The organism is Streptomyces sp. NPDC046379 (assembly GCF_055587785.1).
This window is the reverse complement of record NZ_JBVJFP010000004.1, coordinates 208601-228639: the sequence shown is the minus strand read 5'-3', so window position 1 is coordinate 228639 and position 20039 is coordinate 208601. Positions and strand designations below refer to the sequence as shown.

17 protein-coding genes and 1 pseudogene are annotated in these 20039 nt (G+C 73.7%); 10 read left to right on the top strand and 8 right to left on the bottom strand.

What is annotated here, in order from left to right:
- Nucleotides 1–8: 8 nt before the first annotated feature.
- From ACZ6KF_RS10120 to ACZ6KF_RS10105, 4 genes are read right to left on the bottom strand one after another with little or no spacing between them, the layout of a single operon-like run.
- Entirely contained in the window at nucleotides 9–1040 is a 1032-nt protein-coding gene (locus ACZ6KF_RS10120; RefSeq protein ID WP_356635092.1) for a LacI family DNA-binding transcriptional regulator, read from the bottom strand.
- A complete protein-coding gene (locus ACZ6KF_RS10115) occupies nucleotides 1037–1942 on the bottom strand; it encodes a carbohydrate ABC transporter permease (RefSeq protein ID WP_469238019.1) in 906 nt (301 codons plus the stop codon). The genes ACZ6KF_RS10120 and ACZ6KF_RS10115 overlap by 4 nt, the downstream gene beginning before the upstream one ends.
- Complete coding sequence (locus ACZ6KF_RS10110; protein WP_356635088.1) at nucleotides 1939–2865, bottom strand: carbohydrate ABC transporter permease; 927 nt, start codon at nucleotides 2863–2865, stop codon at nucleotides 1939–1941. The genes ACZ6KF_RS10115 and ACZ6KF_RS10110 overlap by 4 nt, the downstream gene beginning before the upstream one ends.
- On the bottom strand, nucleotides 2862–4181 hold the full coding sequence (locus ACZ6KF_RS10105) for an ABC transporter substrate-binding protein (protein ID WP_356635086.1): 1320 nt from the start codon (nucleotides 4179–4181) through the stop codon (nucleotides 2862–2864). The genes ACZ6KF_RS10110 and ACZ6KF_RS10105 overlap by 4 nt, the downstream gene beginning before the upstream one ends.
- 181 nt (nucleotides 4182–4362) lie before the next feature.
- Between ACZ6KF_RS10105 and ACZ6KF_RS10100 the strand changes: the two genes are divergently transcribed.
- The 9 genes from ACZ6KF_RS10100 to ACZ6KF_RS10060 all read left to right on the top strand — a co-directional run bounded on the left by ACZ6KF_RS10100 (nucleotide 4363) and on the right by ACZ6KF_RS10060 (nucleotide 14726).
- The gene (locus ACZ6KF_RS10100; protein ID WP_469238016.1) at nucleotides 4363–6384 is read left to right on the top strand and encodes a beta-galactosidase; all 2022 of its coding nucleotides are present in this window, start codon (nucleotides 4363–4365) and stop codon (nucleotides 6382–6384) included.
- 113 nt (nucleotides 6385–6497) lie between these two features.
- Nucleotides 6498–8060, top strand: coding sequence for a glycoside hydrolase family 53 protein (locus tag ACZ6KF_RS10095; RefSeq protein WP_469238014.1), 1563 nt, complete (start codon nucleotides 6498–6500; stop codon nucleotides 8058–8060).
- Between the two features lie 177 nt (nucleotides 8061–8237).
- A complete protein-coding gene (gene crcB / locus ACZ6KF_RS10090) occupies nucleotides 8238–8699 on the top strand; it encodes a fluoride efflux transporter CrcB (RefSeq protein WP_469238012.1) in 462 nt (153 codons plus the stop codon).
- Nucleotides 8696–9055 (top strand): DUF190 domain-containing protein, encoded by a 360-nt coding sequence (locus tag ACZ6KF_RS10085; protein WP_356635078.1) that lies wholly within the window; start codon nucleotides 8696–8698, stop codon nucleotides 9053–9055. Before crcB (ACZ6KF_RS10090) ends, ACZ6KF_RS10085 begins: the two co-directional genes overlap by 4 nt.
- Nucleotides 9052–9426: a fluoride efflux transporter CrcB gene (crcB, locus tag ACZ6KF_RS10080; protein ID WP_469159364.1), complete on the top strand. Its 375-nt coding sequence runs from the start codon at nucleotides 9052–9054 to the stop codon at nucleotides 9424–9426. Before ACZ6KF_RS10085 ends, crcB (ACZ6KF_RS10080) begins: the two co-directional genes overlap by 4 nt.
- A gap of 571 nt (nucleotides 9427–9997) precedes the next feature.
- Nucleotides 9998–10792: a FadR/GntR family transcriptional regulator gene (locus ACZ6KF_RS10075; RefSeq protein ID WP_469238010.1), complete on the top strand. Its 795-nt coding sequence runs from the start codon at nucleotides 9998–10000 to the stop codon at nucleotides 10790–10792.
- Nucleotides 10793–10803: 11 nt separating this feature from the next.
- Nucleotides 10804–11820 carry an asparaginase gene (locus tag ACZ6KF_RS10070; protein WP_356635072.1) on the top strand — a complete coding sequence of 339 codons (1017 nt, stop codon included), beginning with the start codon at nucleotides 10804–10806 and terminating at the stop codon, nucleotides 11818–11820.
- Nucleotides 11821–11973: 153 nt separating this feature from the next.
- Nucleotides 11974–13368: a polyprenol phosphomannose-dependent alpha 1,6 mannosyltransferase MptB gene (gene mptB / locus ACZ6KF_RS10065; RefSeq protein ID WP_469238007.1), complete on the top strand. Its 1395-nt coding sequence runs from the start codon at nucleotides 11974–11976 to the stop codon at nucleotides 13366–13368.
- Complete coding sequence (locus ACZ6KF_RS10060) at nucleotides 13365–14726, top strand: glycosyltransferase 87 family protein (RefSeq protein ID WP_469238005.1); 1362 nt, start codon at nucleotides 13365–13367, stop codon at nucleotides 14724–14726. The genes mptB and ACZ6KF_RS10060 overlap by 4 nt, the downstream gene beginning before the upstream one ends.
- An 86-nt stretch (nucleotides 14727–14812) precedes the next feature.
- On the opposite strand, the pseudogene ACZ6KF_RS10055 reads toward ACZ6KF_RS10060, so the two are convergent.
- Both ACZ6KF_RS10055 and rho read right to left on the bottom strand, forming a co-directional pair.
- Nucleotides 14813–15511, bottom strand: a pseudogene (locus tag ACZ6KF_RS10055) (D-alanyl-D-alanine carboxypeptidase family protein); the annotation flags it as partial.
- 234 nt (nucleotides 15512–15745) lie between these two features.
- Nucleotides 15746–16891, bottom strand: coding sequence for a transcription termination factor Rho (rho, locus tag ACZ6KF_RS10050; RefSeq protein ID WP_469238003.1), 1146 nt, complete (start codon nucleotides 16889–16891; stop codon nucleotides 15746–15748).
- 373 nt (nucleotides 16892–17264) lie between these two features.
- Here rho and ACZ6KF_RS10045 point away from each other — a divergent pair, with 373 nt between their 5' ends.
- A complete protein-coding gene (locus ACZ6KF_RS10045; RefSeq protein ID WP_469159360.1) occupies nucleotides 17265–18029 on the top strand; it encodes a class I SAM-dependent methyltransferase in 765 nt (254 codons plus the stop codon).
- Here the strand turns inward: ACZ6KF_RS10045 and ACZ6KF_RS10040 are convergent.
- Nucleotides 18007–18738, bottom strand: a complete 732-nt coding sequence (locus ACZ6KF_RS10040; RefSeq protein ID WP_469159359.1) for a GntR family transcriptional regulator — start codon at nucleotides 18736–18738, stop codon at nucleotides 18007–18009. The two genes, ACZ6KF_RS10045 and ACZ6KF_RS10040, sit on opposite strands and share 23 nt — an antisense overlap.
- A gap of 129 nt (nucleotides 18739–18867) precedes the next feature.
- A complete protein-coding gene (locus ACZ6KF_RS10035; protein ID WP_469238001.1) occupies nucleotides 18868–20034 on the bottom strand; it encodes a serine hydrolase domain-containing protein in 1167 nt (388 codons plus the stop codon).
- Nucleotides 20035–20039: the final 5 nt, after the last annotated feature.

The window sequence follows — 20039 nt, the reverse complement described above, 5'->3', positions numbered from 1 at the left end:
CGACGGCGTCACGTCGACTCCCGCTTCACCAGCTCCGTCGGCAGGATCACCGCCGACGGGTCCTCCCCGCCGATCTGGGCGAGCAGGACACGGACCATCTCCGCGCTGATCCGGTCCCAGGGCTGCCGTATGGTCGTCAGCTCCGGGCTCGCGGCCACCGCGGCCGGGGAGTCGTCGAAGCCGCCGACCGCGACGTCCTCGGGGACCCGGCGGCCCGCGCGCTGCAACGCCGTCAGCACGCCCTGGGCCATCAGGTCGGAGGCGACGAACACCGCGTCCATGTCCGGCGCCCCGGCGAGCAGCCGCTCGGCGCCCGCCTCACCGCTGGCCCGGCTGTAGTCGCCGGAGACGATGAGCCGTTCGTCGATCTCCATGCCCGCCTCGGCGAGCACCTCCTTGTACCCGGCGAGGCGCTCCACACCGCCCGGCGTGTCGAGCGGGCCGGTGACCACGCCGACCCGGCGGCGGCCCAGCGACAGCAGATGACGCACCATGTCGCGGGCGCCGTCCCGGTCGTCGGCGGCGACGTAACTCACCTTGGAGGCCAGGCCGATGGGCTTGCCGCAGGCCACCAGCGGCACCCCCGCCTCGCGCAGCCGTTCGGCCACCGGGTCGCCGGAGTGGCTGGAGACCAGCAGCACCCCGTCGACGTGGCCGGCGGTGATGTACCGCGTGATGCGCCGCCGTTCGTCCTCGGTGCCGGCCAGCATCAGCAGCAGCGGGATGTCGTGCTGGGCCAGCGCCTGGGTGCAGCCGCGCAGGAGCACGTTGAAGTTGGGGTCCTCGAAGAACCGTTCCTGGGGCTCCGTCAGCAGGAAACCGACCGAGTCCGACCGCCCGGTGATCAGCGAGCGGGCGTGCCGGTTGACCACGTAACCCGTCTTGCGGATGGCGGCGTTGACCGCCTCCTGCGCCGAAGGGCTCACGTAGTGGCCGCCGTTGAGGACGCGCGAGACGGTGCCGCGCGAGACACCCGCCTCGCGCGCCACGTCGTGGATCGTCGGCGGCTTGCGCCGACCCCCCGTGTTGCTCATGGTCATGACTTTACGGCTCCGGAGAGCAGGTCGAGGCTCCAGAACCGCTGGATCACCAGGAACAGCGCGACCAGGGGGAACACCGCGAGGAACGCCCCCGTGATCACCAGCGTGTACAGGGCCGGCGTGTTGGCGCCCTGCTCCAGCAGCGTGTACAGGCCGAGCGTGATCGGGAACTTCTCGTCGTCGCTGAGCATGATGAACGGCAGCAGGAAGTTGTTCCAGATGGCCACGAACTGGAAGAGGAAGACCGTCACCAGGCCGGGCAGCATCATCGGCAGCGCGATCCGGGTGTAGATCCGCCACTCGCTCGCGCCGTCCATTCGCCCGGCCTCCACCACGTCGGAGGGGACCGCTGCGGCGGCGTAGATCCGCGAGAGGTAGACGCCGTACGGCGACAGGATCTGCGGGAGCAGCACCGACAGATAGGAGTCGGTGAGGTCGGCCTGCGCCAGCAGCAGGTACTGCGGGACGGCGAGGATGACCGGTGGCATCAGCACGCCCGCGAGCAGCACGTTGAACAGGGTCTCGCGCCCGCGGAAGCGGTAGACCGCCAGCGCGTAGCCGCTGAACGACGACACGATCGTCGACAGCAGGGCGCCGACGACGGCGTAGAGGGCGGAGTTGCCCATCCATTGCCAGTACACGCCGTCGCGGTACGCGCTGAGGTCCGACAGGTTCTCCGTGAACCCGGTGCCCGGCAGGAAGGTGAACGTGGAGAACAGCTCGCTGCCGGACTTGGTGGACGCGATGACCACCCAGGCCACCGGCAGCAGGCAGTACAGGGCGCCGATCAGCAGCGTCACCGTCGGGATCAGCGCGATCCGGCGGCGCAGCGGGGGGCTCTGGGCGGTGCCGGGGGTGGTCCCGGCGGCCGGGGCGGACTTGCGGACGGCAAGAGAACTCATCGGGCTGCCTCCTGCTTGTTGCGGCGGTTCGCGGCCCGCAGGAAGCCGAAGGACAGCACCAGGGTGGCGAGCGCGATGATCGTGGCCTGCGCCGCGGCGGCGTGGATGTCGCCCCTGCCGAAGGCGTCCTGGTACACCTTCATCAGCGGACTCCAGGTCGTCGAGACGGAGTTGGTGAGCGGTTTGAGGGTGGTCGGCTCGTTGAACACCTGGAGCGTCGCGATGATCGAGAAGAAGAAGGTCAGCACCAGCGAGGGCGCCACCATCGGGATCTTGATCTTCAGCGCGATCTGCAGCGGGGTGGCACCGTCCAGCTCGGCCGCCTCGTACACCTCGGTCGGGATGGCCTGGAGCGAGGTGTAGATGACGATCATGTTGAAGCCGGTGCCGCCCCACACCGCGATGTTCGACAGGGCGAGATAGAGAGGACCGCCGTCCAGCAGGTCCGGCTGCGGCAGACCCAGCCGGTCGAGCACGAAGTAGAACGGGCTGACGTCCGGCAGGTACAGGAAGCCCCACAGCAGCGCCGCGACGACGCCGGGGATGGCGTACGGCAGGAAGATCGCGAGCCGGGTGAAGGGGGCGAGCCTGACCTTGTCGGAGTCGAGCATCAGCGCGAAGACCAGGGCGAGGCCGAGCATCACCGGGACGACGATGCAGCCGTAGCCGAGGACGCGCAGCGCACCGTCGAGCAGCTCACTGTCGGTGAGGGCGTCGGTGTAGTTCTCCAGGCCGGCCCAGACCTCCGTGCGGGCGCCGGAGCCCAGGCCGAGGCCGGACACCTGCACCTTGCGGAAGCTGAGCCACACCGCGTAGCCGATGGGCAGCGCGAAGAACAGCGCGAAGAGGATCGTGGCGGGGAGGAGGAAGGCATACGGGGCCCCCTTGACCCCGTACGACTTCCGGCGTGCCGTGCTGGTCACTCCGCGACCTCGAAGCCCTGCTTCTTCATGTCGGCGACCGTGTCGTCCTGCATCGTCTTCAGGGCGGCGGTGAAGTCCGACTTGTTCTTCGCGGCGGCGCCGAAGGCGTCCTTGAAGGTGGTGTAGGCGACGTTGACGTTCGGGCCCCACGCGGAGGGCGCGGTGGTGCCGGCGATCTCGGCGGCCTTGGTGTAGAAGTCGGGCTGGTTGGAGAAGTACTCCGGCGGGTTGGTGAAGGCGCCGCTGAGCTGGGCGGACGTGGAGGCCGGGTAGATGCCGCTCTCCTTGGCCAGTGCGTTGAGCGCCTCGCCGTCGGTGTTCAGCCAGGCGGCGAACTTGGCGGCGGCGGCCTTGTTCCTGGAGTCCGTCGTCACGGCCGTGGACGAGCCGCCCCAGCTGCCGGTGACGTTCTCGCTCTCGGACCACTGGGGGAGCGGGGCCATGGCCCACTTGCCCTTGGTGTCGGGCGCGGCCGTGCTCAGCGTGCCCGGCGCCCACACGGCGCTGACCCAGGCGATCTGCTTGCCGGTGTTGAGCGCCTTGTTCCAGGCCGGCGTGTACATCGGCTGGTTGTCGATGGCGCCCTCCTCGACGAGGCCGCCCCAGAACTCGGCGACCTTGCGCGTCGCCTCGTCGTCGATGCCGACCTTCCACTGGTCGCCCTCGGTCGTCCACCACTTGGCGCCGGCCTGCTGGGCGAGGCCCGCGAAGAGGCCGGAGTCGTTGGCGGAGAAGGTGGTGAGGTCGGTGCCGGGCGACGCCTTCTTCAGCTTGCGCGCGGTCTCGGCGAAGTCCTCCCAGGTCGCGGGGACCTCGAGGTCGTACTTCTCGAAGAGGTCCTCGCGGTAGTAGAACATCATCGGCCCGATGTCCTGCGGCACCGCGTAGACCGCGTCCGTGCCGAGCGTGGTCTGCTGCCAGACGCCCTCGGCGAACTTGCTCTTCGCGTCGCCGACCTCGCCCGAGATGTCGGCGAGCGCGTCGTTGCTGACCAGGGTCGGCAGCGCCTGGTACTCGGCCTGCACCAGGTCGGGGGCCTTGCCGGCCTTGTGCGCGGTGAGGATCTTGGTGACCAGCGTGTCGCCGGACGCCTGCTTCTTCACCGTGACGGTGATCTGCTCCTTCTTGCCCGGCCCCTTGTTCCACAGGTCGACGACCTTGTCCATGCCGGGCGCCCAGCTCCAGTAGGTGAGCGAGACCGGCCCGGACTGGGACTCGTCGCCCTCGTCGGACGAGCCGCAGGCGGCGAGGGCGGTCGCGCCGAGGGTGACGGCGACCGAGACGGCCACGAGGCTACGGCGCTTCGTGTGTGGCATGGAACTCTCCCCTGACCAGGGTCCCCGCCTGCTGCGAGGACCTGCCATGCTTCTGTGAGCGTTCACAGTAGAGAAACATCCCGGACACTTGTCAATGGTTGTTGCTGTGCGGTTATGTTGGGCTCGCACCGCCGAAGACGTGTGTGCACGTTCCCAAATGATCGATACCCGGGAGACACCCATGCCGGACACCACCCCCAGGGGCCTCACCAGGCTCGCCTTCGGTGGGGACTACAACCCCGAGCAATGGCCGGAAAACGTCTGGCACGAGGACGTCCGGCTGATGCGCGAGGCCGGCGTCTCGATGGTGAGTGTCGGGATCTTCTCCTGGGCCCTGCTGGAACCGGCGGCGGGGGAGTACGACTTCGGCTGGCTCGACCGCGTCCTGGACCTGCTGCACGAGGGCGGCATCCGTGTCGACCTGGGCACCCCCACGGTCGTGCCGCCCGTGTGGTTCTACCGGGCGCACCCCGAGGCGCTGCCCGTGCGCGAGGACGGCACCCGCTACGAGTTCGGCTCGCGCGGCGCCATCTGCCACAGCAACGCCGACTACCGCGCCGCCGCCGCGAACATCACCACGCGGCTCGCCGAGCGCTACGGCGACCACCCGGCGCTGGCGATGTGGCACGTCCACAACGAATACGGCGTGCCCGTCTCCGCCTGCTACTGCGACTCCTGCGCGGCCCACTTCCGCCGCTGGCTGGAGACGACGTACGGCACGGTCGACGCCGTCAACGAGGCCTGGGGCACCGCCTTCTGGGGCCAGCGCTACACGGACCTGGAGCAGATCAACCCGCCCCGCGCGACCCCGACGGTCGGCAACCCCGGGCAGGCACTGGACTACAAGCGCTTCGCCGACGCCACCATCCGCGAGAACTTCCGCATGGAGCGGGACATCCTGCACCGGCTGTCACCGGGCGTGCCGGTCACCACCAACTTCATGACCGCGCTCAGCCAGTGCGACTCCCTGGACTACTGGGCCTGGGGCCGCGAGGTCGACCTGGTCACCAACGACCACTACCTGATCACCGACGGCCGCCGCACCCACGTCAACCTGGCGATGGCCGCCGACCTCACCCGCTCCGTCGCGGGCGGCGCTCCCTGGCTGCTGCTGGAGCACTCCACCTCCGGCGTCAACTGGCAGCCCCGCAACCCCGCCAAGGCCCCCGGCCAGATGGCCCGCAACTCGCTGGCGCACGTCGCCCGCGGTTCCGAGGGCGCGATGTTCTTCCAGTGGCGCCAGTCCCGGCGCGGCGCCGAGAAGTTCCACTCGGCGATGGTCCCGCACGGCGGCACCGGGACCCGGGTGTGGCGCGAGGTGGTCGAACTCGGCAAAGCCCTCGACGCGCTCGGCGAGATCCGCGGCACCCGCACGGTCGCCGACGCGGCCGTCCTGTGGGACTGGCAGTCCTGGTGGGCGCAGAACCTCGACTGGCGCCCCAGCGAGGACCACGACGCCCGCGAACGCGCCGACGCCTTCTACGAGGCCCTCTACGACCGCCACCTCACGGTCGACTTCGCCCACCCGGAGGCCGACCTGTCGGCCTACCCCCTCGTCGTCGTGCCCGCCCTCTACCTGATGACGGAAGCGGCCGGCCGCAATCTCACCCGGTACGCGGAGGGCGGCGGCACCCTGGTGGTGTCGTACTTCTCCGGCATCGTCGACGAACACGACGCCGTGCACGACGGCGCCTACCCGGGGCCGCTGCGGGAGGCGCTGGGACTGACCGTGGAGGAGTTCTCGCCGCTGCTGCGGGACGAGACGGTCCTGGTCACCGGCCCCGACGGGGTGGCGCTGGAGGCCGACGTGTGGACGGAGTTCGTCGTGCCGCGCGGCGCCGAGACCGTGTGGACGTACGCCGACGGGCTGACCGCCGGCCGCCCCGCCGTCACCCGGCACCGCCTCGGCGAGGGCACGGCCTGGTACGTCTCCACCCGCCTCGGGCGCACCGGCCTCGACGCGCTCCTCGGCCGGGCCGCCGAGGACGCCGGCCTCGCGCCGCGCCAGGACCTGCCCCGCGACGTCGAAGTGGTGCGCCGCACGGGCGATTCGGGCACCTTCCTGTTCGCCCTCAACCACACCGCCTCCGACGTCAAGGTGCCGCTGGACACGCCCGGCACCGAGCTGCTGACCGGAGAGCGGGCCGCGGGCCGCCTCGCGCTGCCCGCCGGAGCCGTACGGGTCGTCCGACTCGACGGCTGAGCCGACTCCCCTCCGCCCGCGCGTGCCACGAGAGCCGCGGGCGGAGGGGCCCGCCCCTCGCCGCCATGGACGGGGCGACTCTCATCCCCATCACGTCGAAGGGACGACGGACGATGAAGTTCCATCCCAGACGCACCCTCATGGCCCTGCTGCCGCCGCTGGCCGCCGGGCTCGCCCTCGCCACCCTGCCCGCCCAGAGCGCTCAGGCCGCGAGCACGCTCACCAACGGCGGGTTCGAGGCCGACGGCGCGGGCGCCGCCGCGCCGAGCGGCTGGTCGGAGTACGGCTCGACCGCCGCGTCCTTCGCGGAGTCCGGCGGCCGCAGCGGGGGCTACCGGCTGAGCCACTGGGCGTCCACCGCCTACAAGGTGGAGACGTACCAGTATCTGTCGGGGCTCACCAACGGCAACTACAGGCTGACCGCGTGGGTCCGCTCCGGCGGCGGCCAGAAGTCGGCCTACATAGCCCTGAAGAACTGCGGTGGCGCCGAGCAGCGCACCGACATCCCGGTCTCGTCCAGTGGGTGGATCAGGATCGTCGTGCCGGTCAATGTGACCACCAACCAGTGCACCATCAGCGTCAACAGTGACGCGAACGCCGGCAACTGGATCAATGTGGACGACCTGACCTTCGCATCGGGCACGTCCGGCACCACGATCAAGGGCGCCGACGTCTCCTCCCTGCCCAAGAGCGAGGCCAAGGGCGGCGTCTACAAGACCGCCTCGGGCACCACCGGCGACGCCCTGGCCATCCTGAAGTCGTCCGGCATGAACTACGCGCGCCTGAAGGTCTGGGTGAACCCCGCCGACGGCTACAACAACAAGGCGCGCGTGCTCGCCATGGCCAAGCGGGTCAAGGCGCAGGGCATGAAGCTGCTGGTGGACTTCCACTACTCGGACACCTGGGCCGACCCCGGCGCCCAGTCGAAGCCGGCCGCCTGGGCGGGCCACACCTACACCCAGCTCAAGGCGGACGTCTACAACCACACCTACGACGTCCTGAACGCCCTCAAGGCGCAGGGCACCACCGCCGACATGGTCCAGGTCGGCAACGAGATCAACGGCGGCATGCTGTGGAACGAGGGCTCCACCAGCAACTGGGCACAGCTCGCCGGACTGCTCAACAGCGGCTATGACGCGGTCAAGGCGGTCAACACGTCGACGCCGGTCGCGCTGCACCTCGCCAAGGGCGGCGACCTGACCGGCACCCGCTGGTGGTTCGACAGCGCGGTGGCCAACGGCGTGAAGTTCGACGCGATCGGACTGTCGTACTACGGCTACTGGCACGGCACCCTGTACGACTTCCAGACCACGCTGGACGACGCCGCGGCCCGCTACGGCAAGCCGGTCTTCGTCGCCGAGACGGCCTACCCCTTCCGGCTCGACAGCGAGGACGCCCACGAGAACATCATCGACCTGGCCGAGGAACTGGTCCCCGGCTACGCGGCCTCCACGGCCGGGCAGACGCAGTGGATGAAGGACATCGCGAGCATCGTGGAGGCCGTCCCGAACGGCCGCGGTCTCGGCGTCTTCTACTGGGAGGCCACCTGGACCGCCCGCACCGGCAACGGCTGGGACCCCACCGATCCCGCCTCCGGCAACGGCTGGGAGAACCAGGCGCTGTTCGGCTACGACGACCGGGTCCTGCCCGCGACGGCGTGGTTCAGCCACCGCTGACCCACTGAGCCGCACCGGCGGACACCGGCCCGGCCGCGGGAGCACGCACCCCGCGGCCGGGCCGGCGCCGCGTTCCCGGGCCCTCGCCCGCCGCGCCCCGCGCCGGGAGGCCGTACTAGCCTGGGCACGGCCGCGATCATCCCCCGGCGGCAGGGGCCCAGTAGGAGACGTACGACCATGACAGCCCGGCCCGTTCCCACGAACAGGCCCGCGCGGCACCCCGCACGGCGTCCGGCGTGGCGCGACCGGGCGCCGGTCCTCGCGGTGGTCTCCGCCGGCGGCGGAATCGGGGCCGCCGCCCGGTACGCCGCCGGCCTGTGCTGGCCCACGCCCGAGGGCGGGTTCCCCTGGGCGACCTTCTGCGTCAACGCCGCCGGATGCGCGGCGATCGGCGTGCTGCTGGTCGCCGTCACCGAACGGGGCACGGCCCACCCGCTGGTCCGGCCGTTCCTCGGCACCGGAGTGCTCGGCGGGTTCACCACCTTCTCCACCTACGCCGTCGACGTCCAGCAGCTGTTCGACACGGGCCGCACGGGCACCGCCCTCCTCTGCCTCGCCGGGACCCCGCTCGCGGCGCTGGCGGCGGTGTGGCTCGCGGCGACGGCGGCCCGCCGCGCACCGACCCGGAGGAAGACATGACCCGACCGGCCGGCCCCGCCCTGCGCCTGACCGTCCTCGTGGCCGAGAGCGACACCTGGCACCACCGCCCCGTCCACACCGAGATCGTGCACCGCGCCCACGCGGCCGGTCTCGCGGGCGCCTCCGTCTTCCGGGGCGTCGAGGGCTTCGGGGCGTCCTCCCGCATCCACACCTCCCGGCTGCTCTCGCTCAGCGAGGACCTGCCGGCGGCCGTCGTCATCGTCGACGCCGAAGAACGCGTCCGCGCCTTCCTGCCCCAGCTCGACGGGCTGATCGGCGGCGGGCTGGTCACCCTTGAACCCTGCGAGGTCGTCCAGTACCGGGCCCGGGGCGAGGGGAGGGGCGGCGGACGATGAACTGGTTGCTGGTCGTCGCCGGCGCCATGGTCGGCGCCCCGCTGCGCTATCTCACCGACCGCGCGGTGCAGTCCCGGCACGACTCCGTCTTCCCCTGGGGCACCTTCGCCGTCAACGTCGCCGGCAGCCTGATCCTCGGCCTCCTGACCGGCGCCGCGGCGGCCGGCGCGGCCGACTCCCGCCTCATACTGCTGCTCGGCACCGGACTGTGCGGGGCGCTCACCACGTACTCGACCTTCTCCTACGAGACCTTGCGGCTGGCCGAAACCGGGGCCGGGGGGTACGCCGCGCTCAATGTCGCCGGCAGCGTGGCGGCGGCGCTCGCGGCCGCTTTCGCCGGGATGGCGGTGGCGCGGGCGGTGTGGGGCTGAAGGCGGGGCAGGGCCCGGGGGAAAGCGGTCCGGGTCTGGGCGGCAGCTGACCGGCAGCGCCCGATGTCGCCACCACTCAGTCACGCAGCACCGCTCCGGGGTGGGAGCACCGCTCCGGGGTGGGAGCACCGGTCACGGGGGTGAGAGCACCGTTCCGCCGCTCTTGGGCGGGAGCACTGCTCCGTAGAGGGAACGCTGCTCCAGGCGAGAGCGCCGCTCCGGGGCGAGAGTGCCGCTCCGGGGCGAGAGTGCCGCTCCGGCCGAGAGCGCCGCTTCGGGGCGAGAGTGCCGCTCCGGGCCGAGAGTGCCGCTCCGGGACGAGACCGCCGCTCCGGGCCGAGAGCGCCGCTCCCGGACAGAGCCGGGCCCGACCCCGGGGGAAGACGGTCCGGGGGCAGGGCCGTTCCCGTGCGGGCGGCTCCTGCCGCGCCGTGTCCCGGCTGAAGCGTCCGCGGGGGACGTTCACGCGAGTGGCGGCAGCGTGCGAACGGCCCGGAGCCGATGCACGACCCGCCCGAGACGCACGACCGCCGCTTGACACGCGCACGGCCCGCGCCCGACCATCGCTCCCGTGAACCTGTCAGACAGCCAGACAGGTGGACTGCCCGCACCACGCCGCGTCGGCGCGATGGAAGCGGTGCTCACCCACCTCCGCAGCGCCATCGAGCGCGGCGAGTACGCCATCGGCGACAAACTGCCCTCCGAGGCGGAGCTGTGCCGCACCCTCGAGGTGTCCCGGCCCGTGCTGCGCGAGGCGCTGCGCGCGCTCGGCGCCCTGGGGCTGACGGTCGCCAGGACCGGCAAGGGCACCTTCGTCGTCGCCGACCGCGTCGACGACCCCACGTTCGGCGACTACGCCGCCAGCCACCTGCTGGAGGTGCGCCGCCACGTCGAGATCCCCGTCGCCGGATACGCCGCCGTGCGCCGCACGCCGGAGAACCTCGACCACCTCGCCCGTCTGCTGGAGCGGATGGAACGGGAGACCGACACCATCGCGTGGGTCGCGATGGACACCCTCTTCCACCTCGCCGTCGCCGAGGCCGCGCAGAACCCGGTCTTCCGCCGCGTCATCGAGGAGATCCGCGACGCCCTCGCCCGCCAGTCCGCGTTCCTCAACGAACTCGGCGGGCGCCGCGAGCAGTCCAACCGCGAGCACCGTGCCATCGTCGAGGCGCTCGCCGACGGCAGCGAGCAGGACGCCGTCGCGGCCATGGCCCACCACCTCGACCGGGTCGAGACGACCCTCACCGACATCGTGCGCTCCGCATCCCCCGCGCCCGCCACCCGTCCCGAACCCGCCACCCGTCCCGAACCCGCCACCCGTCCCGAACCCGCCACCCGTCCCGCCCCCACCCCTCCCGAATGAACCAGGCAGCCATGCACAGCAACTCCGTCGCCGCGGCGCCCCCCGTCCGCGAGCCCCGGCACGTCCCCGTCGCCCACGTGATACGCGGCGGCATGGTCGAGGGCGTGCACCACGGGTCCGTCGTCGTCCTCGGACCCGGCGGCGGCACCGCCTTCCGGCTGGGGGACGCCGACGCCGCCTTCTACCCGCGCTCGGCGGTCAAGCCGCTCCAGGCCGTCGCCATGGTCCGCGCCGGACTCCCGCTCGACGGCGCCCTGCTGTCGCTCGCCGCCGCCAGCCACTCCGGCGAGGACCGCCACCTCGATGCCGCCCGCCGCATCCTCCGCCTCGCCGGACTCACCGAGGACGCCCTCGGCAACGTCGCGGACCTGCCCCTCGGCCCGGCCGTCCGCGACGCCTGGCTGCGCGCGGGCCGAGCCCCTTCCCGCCTCGCCCAGAACTGCTCCGGCAAGCACGCCGCCATGCTGCACACCTGCGTGGTCAACGGCTGGCCCCTCAACGGCTACCTCGACCCCGCCCATCCCCTCCAGCAGGCGATCGCCGCGGCCGTCGAGGACCTCACCGGGCAGCACGTCGCCCGGGTGAGCATCGACGGCTGCGGCGCGCCCCTGTTCGCGATCTCCCTCACCGGCCTCGCCCGCGCCGCCGCCCGGATCGTCACCGCCGCGCCCGGCACCCCCGAGGCCCGGGTCGCCGACGCCGTGCGCGAGCACCCGGAGATGGCCTCCGGCGCCGGCCGGGACGTGGCCGAACTGATGCGGGCCGTCCCCGGGCTGCTCGCCAAGGACGGCTACGAGGGCGTCCAGGTCGCCGCCCTGCCCGACGGCCGCGCCGTCGCCGTGAAGATCGCCGACGGCGCCACCCGCGCCCGGATCCCGGTCGTCGCCGCCGCACTGGCCCGGGCCGGCGTCGACCCGGAGCGGCTCGCCCCGTTCACGGGCGAGCCGCTGCTCGGCGGCGGCCGGCCCGTCGGCGCCGTCCGCGCGGCGCCCGCGCTGGGGACGCCGCCCGTCTCCGCGTGCGCCTGAACACGGCGCGGCGCCGGGCAGGCCGCGGGGACCGGCGGCCCACCTGCGCAGGAGGAGCGCCGCTCACGCGCCGGTAACACGTCGGCCCCCGGCCGGAAGGGCACCCGTCGTTTTCCGGCCACCCGGCGTTGCCACGCTGACCGAGTGTTGGCCATGGCTTCTTCCGTCGATCTCCGCCGCTGCCAGATCCTGGGACTGGCCGGCACCGCATGCCTCGCGCTGGGCGGCGAGACGGCCGGAGCCCTCCCGGTGCGGGAACTGCTCTCCCCGTCCTCGGCAGGCGCGGCCCTCGGCCTGGTCGGCGTCTACTTCGGCGTCGTCCTGCTGATCGCCGCCTGGGCGCTGCTCGGCCCGCTGCTCCGCGGCCCCCAACCGCCCACCCCGCGCGCCCTGCTGCTGGTCCTGGCCACCTGGGCCGCCCCGCTGCTGCTCGCCCCGCCGCTGTTCAGCCGGGACGTCTACAGCTATCTCGCGCAGGGCGCCATGGTCGAGGCCCGGATGGACGTCTACGCCCACGGGCCGTCCACCCTCGGCGGCCCGCTCGCCGACGAGGTCGCCCCCGTCTGGCAGCACACCGCCGCCCCGTACGGCCCCGTGTTCCTGGCCGCCGCCTCCGCCCTGTCCGGGCTGACCAGCGGCGAACTCCCGGCCGGCCTGATGGGGATGCGGCTGCTGGCGCTGGCGGGCGTCGCCCTGATGGCGGCGGCCCTGCCGCGGCTGGCCCGGCACTGCGGCGCCGACCCGGCCGCCGCGCTGTGGCTCGGCGCGCTGAACCCGCTGGTCCTGCTGCACCTGGTGGCCGGCGCCCACAACGACGCCATGATGCTGGGCCTGCTCGGCGTCGGCCTGGTCGCGGCGCTCGGCGGCAGGCCGGTCCTGGGCGCCGTACTGATCACGCTCGCCGCCCTGGTCAAGGCGCCCGCCGTGCTCGGGCTCGCCGCGATCGTCGTCCTGCGCATGCGCGGCGGCCACCGCCCCGCCCGGGCGATCGCGGTGACCGCCCTCGCCTCGGCCGCCACCACCGTCGCCGCGACGGCCGCCGCCGGCACCGGCTATGGCTGGATCGCCGCCCTCAACACCCCCGTCTCGCCGCACAACTGGGCGCTCACCAGCCTCCTCGGCCGCGCCACCGGCGCCCTCCTGGAACGCCTCGGCAGCGACCTCGCGCCGCTGGCCGTGCCGGTGTGGCATCTGATCGGCCTGGCGGTCACCGCAGGCCTGCTGCTGCTCATCTGGCTGCGGCTGCGTCCCCGCCCGGTCTACGCCCTCGGCCTGAGCCTCGCGGCGGTGGCGGCGTTCGGTCCCGCGATACGGCCCTGGTACGCGCTGTGGGGGCTGTTCCTGATCGCCGCGGCGGCTCCGGACACCTCGGTGCGGCACCGGGTGGCGGCCGTCACGGGCGTGCTCGCGCTCGCCGTACTGCCGCACGGCGGCCCGGCCGACCTCGGGCAGCTGCTCCTCGCGGTCTGCGGCGGCGCGCTCGGCGTGGTCGTCCTGTGGCAGGCCCACCAGGCGACGCAGGCCCCGGCCCTCGGGCGGGCGGCATGAGAGCGCCCGCCACCGACCGGGGACGGCTGCTGGTCGTCGTGTGCGCGGTGGTCGCCGTGACGGTGTTCACCGCGACCGTGCCGCTCCTGCGCGACTGGTTCGACCTGCGTGTCTACCACGGCACCGTGCACACCTGGATCCACGACGGCGGACGCATCTACGACTACCGGGTGCCCGGCACCGTGTACGGCTTCACCTATCCGCCGTTCGCCGCCGTCGCCATGCTGCCCATGGCGCTCGTCGGGATGACCGCGGCCGTCGTGATGTCGCTGCTGCTGAACCTGACGGCGCTCGCCGTCTCGCTGCGGGTCCTCACCGGGCGGGCCTGGAAGCGCCACGGATGGTACGGCTGCGCCCTGGCCGCCTGCGCGCTCGCGCTGTACGAACCGCTGCGCGACACCTTCAGCTTCGGGCAGGTCAACGTCCTGCTGCTGGCCCTGGTCCTGGTCGACGCCTGGCTGCTGAGCACCGGACGCGGCCGGTGGGCGGGGATCGGCATCGGCCTGGCCGCCGCGATCAAGCTCACGCCCGCGCTCTTCATCGGCCTGCTGCTGCTCGCCGGCCGGCGGCGGGCCGCCGCGCTCGCCACCGGCGTCGCCGCCGGGGCGACGGGCCTGGCCGCGCTGATCGCGCCGGACGCCTCGCGCTTCTACTGGACGCACGCCATGTGGGACACCACCCGGGTGGGCCGGCTGGACTACGTCTCCAACCAGTCGCTGCAGGGCGTGCTGGCCCGGCTGGACGTGGAGGGCCACGCGGCGTGGGCGTCGGTCGCCCTGACGGTGCTGCTCGTGTGGGCGTGGCGGGCCCGCCGGGCCGTCGCGGCCGGGGACTGGTACGCCGCCTTCGCGCTGACCGGGCTGACGGCCTGCCTGGTCAGCCCGATCACGTGGGTGCACCACCTGGTGTGGCTGCTGCCCTCGTTCGTGCTGCTAATGCGGGCCGGGCAGCCGCGGGTGGCGGCGGCGCTGTACGCGGTGCTGTGCACCAGCGTGGTCTGGCTGTGGTTCGACGACGCCTCGGGCGTCGACGGGTTCCTCGGCGCGAACACCTACGCCTGGATCACGCTCGGCCTGCTGCTGTGGCTGCCGGCCGGTCAGACCGCCGCCCTGTCCCTCCGGAACCGGCGCACCAGCACGGCCGCGGCGACCGCGCCGAGGCAGGCGGCCGCGGCGATCGCGGCCGTCGCGACCACCGGCTCGTCCTCCGGGGCGGCCGCCGCGACGGCGGGCACCGGCTCGGGCGGCGGCTCGGGCCCGGGACGGGGGGCGCTGCGCAGACCGTCCAGCGAGCCCACCGGATCGACGAACCCGGTCGCGCCGAAGCCCCAGTCGAGCAGCGACCGCGCCTCCTCGTAGACGGCGAGACCGCCGGCCCGGCGCGGGTCGAGCACGGTGACGAGGAGGGTCCGCCCGCCCCGGCGGGCCGCGGCGACGAGGGTGTGGCCGGCGCGGCTCGTGTAACCGTTCTTGACGCCGATCAGGCCGGGGTAGCGGGGCAGGCCGGCGCTGCCGGTCAGCAGCCGGTTGGTGTTGCGGATGCCGAAGGTCGTCCCGCCCGGGCCGGGGAAGCCGGCCTCGACGGTGGCGCAGTAGTGCGCGAAGTCGGGGTTGCGCAGCCCCGCGCGGCCGAAGACGGCCAGGTCGTACGCCGAGGAGACCTGTCCCGGCGCGTCGTAGCCGTCGGGGGAGACGACCCGGGTGTCGTGGGCGCCCAGGGCGCGGGCCTTGGCCTGCATCCGGGCGGCCGTGGCGCGCCAGCCGCCGTTCAGCCCGGCCAGGACGCGCACGGCGTCGTTGCCGGAGCTGAGGAACACCCCGCGCCACAGATCGGAGACCCGGTAGGTGCCGCCCTCGGCGACGCCGACGAGGCTGCTGCCCGGGCCGATGCCGGCCAGGTCGCTGCCGGTGACGCGGTGCTGGACGCCGGCGGGCAGGGTCGGCAGCAGCGTGAGGGCGAACAGCGTCTTGAGGGTGCTCGCGGGCGGCAGTCTGCGGTGCGCGTCGCGCGCGGCGAGCACCTCGCCGCTGTCGGCGTCGGCGACCAGCCAGGCTCGCGCGGTGACGTTCGGCACCACGGGGGCCCCGGGCCGGGGCCGCACCTGTGTGCCGGCGCGGTACAGCAGCGCGGGGCGCGGCGCCATCATCCGGGAGCCGCCCGGCGCGCCGGGGTCCGCACCGGCGTGGGTGGCCGCCGCGGCGGGCGCGAGGGCGAGGGCGCCCGTCAGGCAGAGGCCGCATCCCGCCATGGCCACCCGGGAAGAGAATCCGATCGTCATACGGATCACGCTAGGAAGGGGTGGCATCCGCGCCCCGCTGCCCGGGCCGAGGACCGGGCGCGTGCACCCGGATGCCGTACCGGGATCGGCGTGTCGCCGTCAGGCCGTGGGCAGCGTCGGCTGGACGCGGCGCAGGAAGGCCGCGTTGTCGGGGGTCTCGCGCAGGCGCTGGAGCAGCGTCTCCAGGGTCGACTCGCCGTCGCGGCCGTGCAGCGCGCGGCGCAGACCGCGCACGGCGGCCGACTCGGCCGGGGTGAGCAGCAGCTCCTCGCGGCGGGTGCCGGAGCCGGTCAGGTCGACGGCGGGGAAGACCCGGCGGGAGGCGAGTTCGCGGCTGAGCCGCAGCTCCATGTTGCCGGTGCCCTTGAGCTCCTCGAAGAAGAACTCGTCGGCGCGGGAGCCGGTCTCGACCAGGGCGGTGGCGAGGATGGTCAGCGAGCCGCCCTCCTCGGCCAGGCGCGCGGCGCCGAAGAACCGCTTCGGACCGGTCAGCGCCGCAGCGTCGACGCCGCCGCTGAGGGTACGGCCGCCGGACGCGGCGGCGTTGTTGTGCGCGCGGCACAGCCGGGTGAGGGAGTCGAAGAGGATCACGACGTCCTCCCCGGCCTCCACCAGCCGCTTGGCGCGCTCGATCACGAGGTCGGCGAGGGCGATGTGCTGCTTGGGCGTGCGGTCGAAGGTCGAGGCGTACACCTCGCCGCGCACCGAGCGCCGCATGTCGGTGACCTCCTCGGGCCGTTCGTCGAGGAGCACCACCATCAGCCGGCACTCGGGGTGGTTGCCGGCGACGGCCGCGGCGATCTGCTGGAGCAGGACGGTCTTGCCGGTCTTGGGCGGGGCCACGACGAGTCCTCGCTGCCCCTTGCCCACGGGGGCGAAGAGGTCGGTGACGCGGCCGGCGAGGCCCGCGGCGGGGTGTTCGAGGCGCAGCCGCTCACGCGGGTGCAGCGGGGTGAGGTCGCGGAAGTGGCGACGGCCGCGCAGCTCGTGGTGCGGGCGGCCGTTGACGTGCCCGACCTCGGTCAGGGCGTCGTCGCGCCCGGTGCGCAGGCCTTCGACGAGGTCGCCGGCGCGCAGGCCGTGGCGGCGGATCAGCGCCGCCGGGAGCTGGGGGTCCTCGGCCGTGGGGATCAGGTCCGCCGCCCGCAGCCGGCCCTTGCCGGCGGCGTCGATCTCGAGGAGGCCGCCGACGGCCCGGGCGGCGGGCGTCTGCTGGACGGGAGGGCGTTCGAGTGTGGTGGTCACGAGGGTCGGTCCTTTCGAGGACGGAGGGCGCGAGAGACGCGAAGTGCGGGATGCGATGGGGGAGCGGCCGCGAGAGCGGGAGGCTGCGCACCGCGCGTACGGTGCGGTGCACGTCCGTACGGCTTGCCTCCGGGGCGGCGTGGAGAGGCACCGGGCGCGCGGAGCGCCTGTGCGGGGAAGCCACTGCACCGGCCGGAAACGCGGACGGTGGGGCTGGGGGGAGAGAATGGCACCGGCGCCTTTGACGTGGCGTACACAAGTGCTGCCTGCACGCTAGCACACGTCCGCCGACCGCCGCTGTGATGTGCGCCTCTCGCCTGCCGGGCCCCGCGTCCGCGGCCTGATCCGAGCGGGAGGCCCTAAGCTGACGCCGGTGTTCAGCCCCGAGGGTCCCAGTGTCCGTGAACTCGCCGTGCAGGCGCTGTCGTCCGTGCAGCGCGGCTACGACCTGCTCGCGCCGAAGTTCGACCACACGCCCTTCCGTACGCCCGACACGGTGCTCGACGCCGTCGCCGCGGCGCTCGGCCGGACCGGCCCGTTCGACTCCGGCCTCGACCTGTGCTGCGGCACGGGGGCGGGGCTGGACGTGCTGGCGCGGGTGTGCCGGCGCCGGGTCACGGGCGTCGACTTCAGCGAGGGCATGCTGGCCGTCGCCCGGGAGCGTGCGCCGTCGGCCGGGGGACCGGAGGTCTCCTGGGTGCGGGCGGACGCCCGTGCGCTGCCCTTCTCCGCCTCGTTCGATCTGGTCGTCAGTTTCGGGGCGTTCGGGCACTTCCTGCCGCGCGAGCTGCCGGGACTGTTCGCCGGCGTGCGCGCCGTGCTCCGTCCGGGCGGCTGCTTCGCCTTCCCGGTGGCCGCACCGCCCCGCACGTTCTCGCGCGGGTACTGGACGCTGTTGGGCTTCGACGCGGTGATGCGGGTGCGCAACGCCGTGTGGCGCCCCCCGTTCGTCATGTACTACCGGGCCCTCCGGTTCGACGTCATGGTGCGGGAGTTGGAGCGCGCCGGGTTCGACGTGCGGCTGCACGCGCTGCCCGAGTCCGGACGGCGGCCCGACGGCAGCCCGCGGGCGCGGATGGTGGAGGCGCGCCGCCGGCCGGAGCCGGGCGGCGCGGTCAGTGCGGGGCGGGCATTGTGAACTCGTAGACCAGCGCGTCCCGCTGGGCGTCCACCACCAGGTCGGTGATCTCCAGCGGGCGGTCGTACTGGTCGTGCACCAGGCGGGTGACCCGCACGGCCCCGGCGCAGGGCAGCGGAGTGATGGCGTCGCGGTGGCGCAGGGTCAGGCCCGCCGCGCGCATCCAGTCGTAGGCGCGGTGCAGTTGGGCCGAGGCGGTGCCGCCGGCGCGGTCGCGGTAGCGGCCCAGCTCCTCCACCTCGGCGAGGGCCACCGCCGAGAACGAGGTCACCGCCCTGCGGCGCCCGCGGCCGTCGGCGGCGGACGACTCGTAACGGTGCATCAGCGTCGCTCTGCGCGGGGCCAGTCGCAGGGCCTGGGCGTGCTCCGGCGGAGGCGTCTCCCAGGTGACGGTGGCCCGGTCGACGGCCCGCTGCTCTTCGCCGGTCCGCGCGCCGACCGGGAAGGCGAGCGACGCCGGGCGTTCGAGCGGCGGCCCGGACAGCACGGCGTGGGTGCCGCGCCGGTCGGTGGTCAGCAGGCCGTCGCGGCGCAGCACCTGGAGCGCCTGCCGGACTGTCGTCCGGCTGACCCCGAAGTGCTCCGCCAACTGCCGTTCGCCAGGGAGGCGTTCACCGGGCGGGATGGTGCCGTCCCGCAGGTCGCCCAGCAGTTGCCGGGCGATCCGCCAGTAGACGGGTGAGCGGGGGGACGGGGTGGTGCGGGCCATGCCGGGCCCTCCTGTGGTGACGTGCCGTAGCCGTGCGGGCTCATTGCGCCACTAGACCTATCATTGGTCTAAACCACTGCGGAAGCCGGGTCCGGCGGTTCGGCCGAAACAGCGCGGTCCCGCCGGTCGTCACAGGGCGCTGTAGACGGCCTCCACCAGCGCCATTTTGCGGGGGTCGTCGGCGATGTGCGGGCCCATGCGGTTCATCGTGTACCCCAGCGACACCCCCGCCTCCGGGTCGGCGAGCCCGCAGGAGCCGCCGAACCCGTCGTGGCCGAAAGCTCGCGGATTGGGCCCGTAGGAGCCGTGCGGCCCGCTCAGCCACAGGCCGAGCCCGATCTCGGTCTCGTGCGCGAGTCCGGCGCCCAGCACCAGGTCGCGGCAGCTGCCCTGCCCCTCGCGCACCCGCTCGGCCGCCTCCGGGGACAGGATCCGGCGCCCGTCGTGCGTGCCGCGACCCGCGAAGACGCCGTACAGCGCGGCCACGGCCCGTGCCGTGCCGTGGCCGTTGGCGGCCGGTATCTCGGCGGCCCGCCACCGCGCCGTGTTGGCCTCCGCGGCGCCCACCGGGGGGTTGGCCAGTGCGGCGAGCGCGACGGGCGGCAACTGCCCGTAGGCCGCCGCCCGTTCGTCGCTTGCCGGTGAGCGCCGGTGCTCCAGCTCCGCGGCCCGGCCCGCATCCTTCTCCGGCAGGCCGATGGTGAAGTCGACGCCGAGCGGCCCGGTCACCTCCCGCGCCAGGAACGCGCCCGGCAGCAGCCCGGAGATCCGCCGCACCACCTCGCCGACCAGGTGACCGTAGGTGAGCGCGTGGTACCCCGACCGCGTCCCCGGCTCCCACCAGGGCTCCGTCGCCGCCAGCCGGGCCGTCGTGGTCTCCCAGTCGCACAGGTCGGCGAACGAGTGCGGTTCCCGCAGCCCGGCCAGCCCGGCGCGGTGCGACAGCAGATGCCGTACGAGCACCCTCTCCTTGCCGGCCGCCGCGAACTCGGGCCAGTACGCCGCCACCGGCGCGTCGAGGTCGAGCAGCCCCCGGTCGGCCAGGATGTGCGCGCACAGCGCCGTCGGCCCCTTCGACGTCGACCACACGTTGACCGGCGTGTCGCGTTCCCAGGCACGGGTGCGCCCCCGGTCGGCCCAGCCGCCCCACAGGTCGGCCACCGTCACCCCGTCGACCGTGACGGCGACCGCCGCGCCCAGCTCGTCCCGCTCGCGGAAGTTCTGCTCGAACGCCTCGCGCACCGCAGCGAAACGGCTGTCGCAGTGGCCCTCGATGACCGGTTCGCGCTCGGACACGGCCC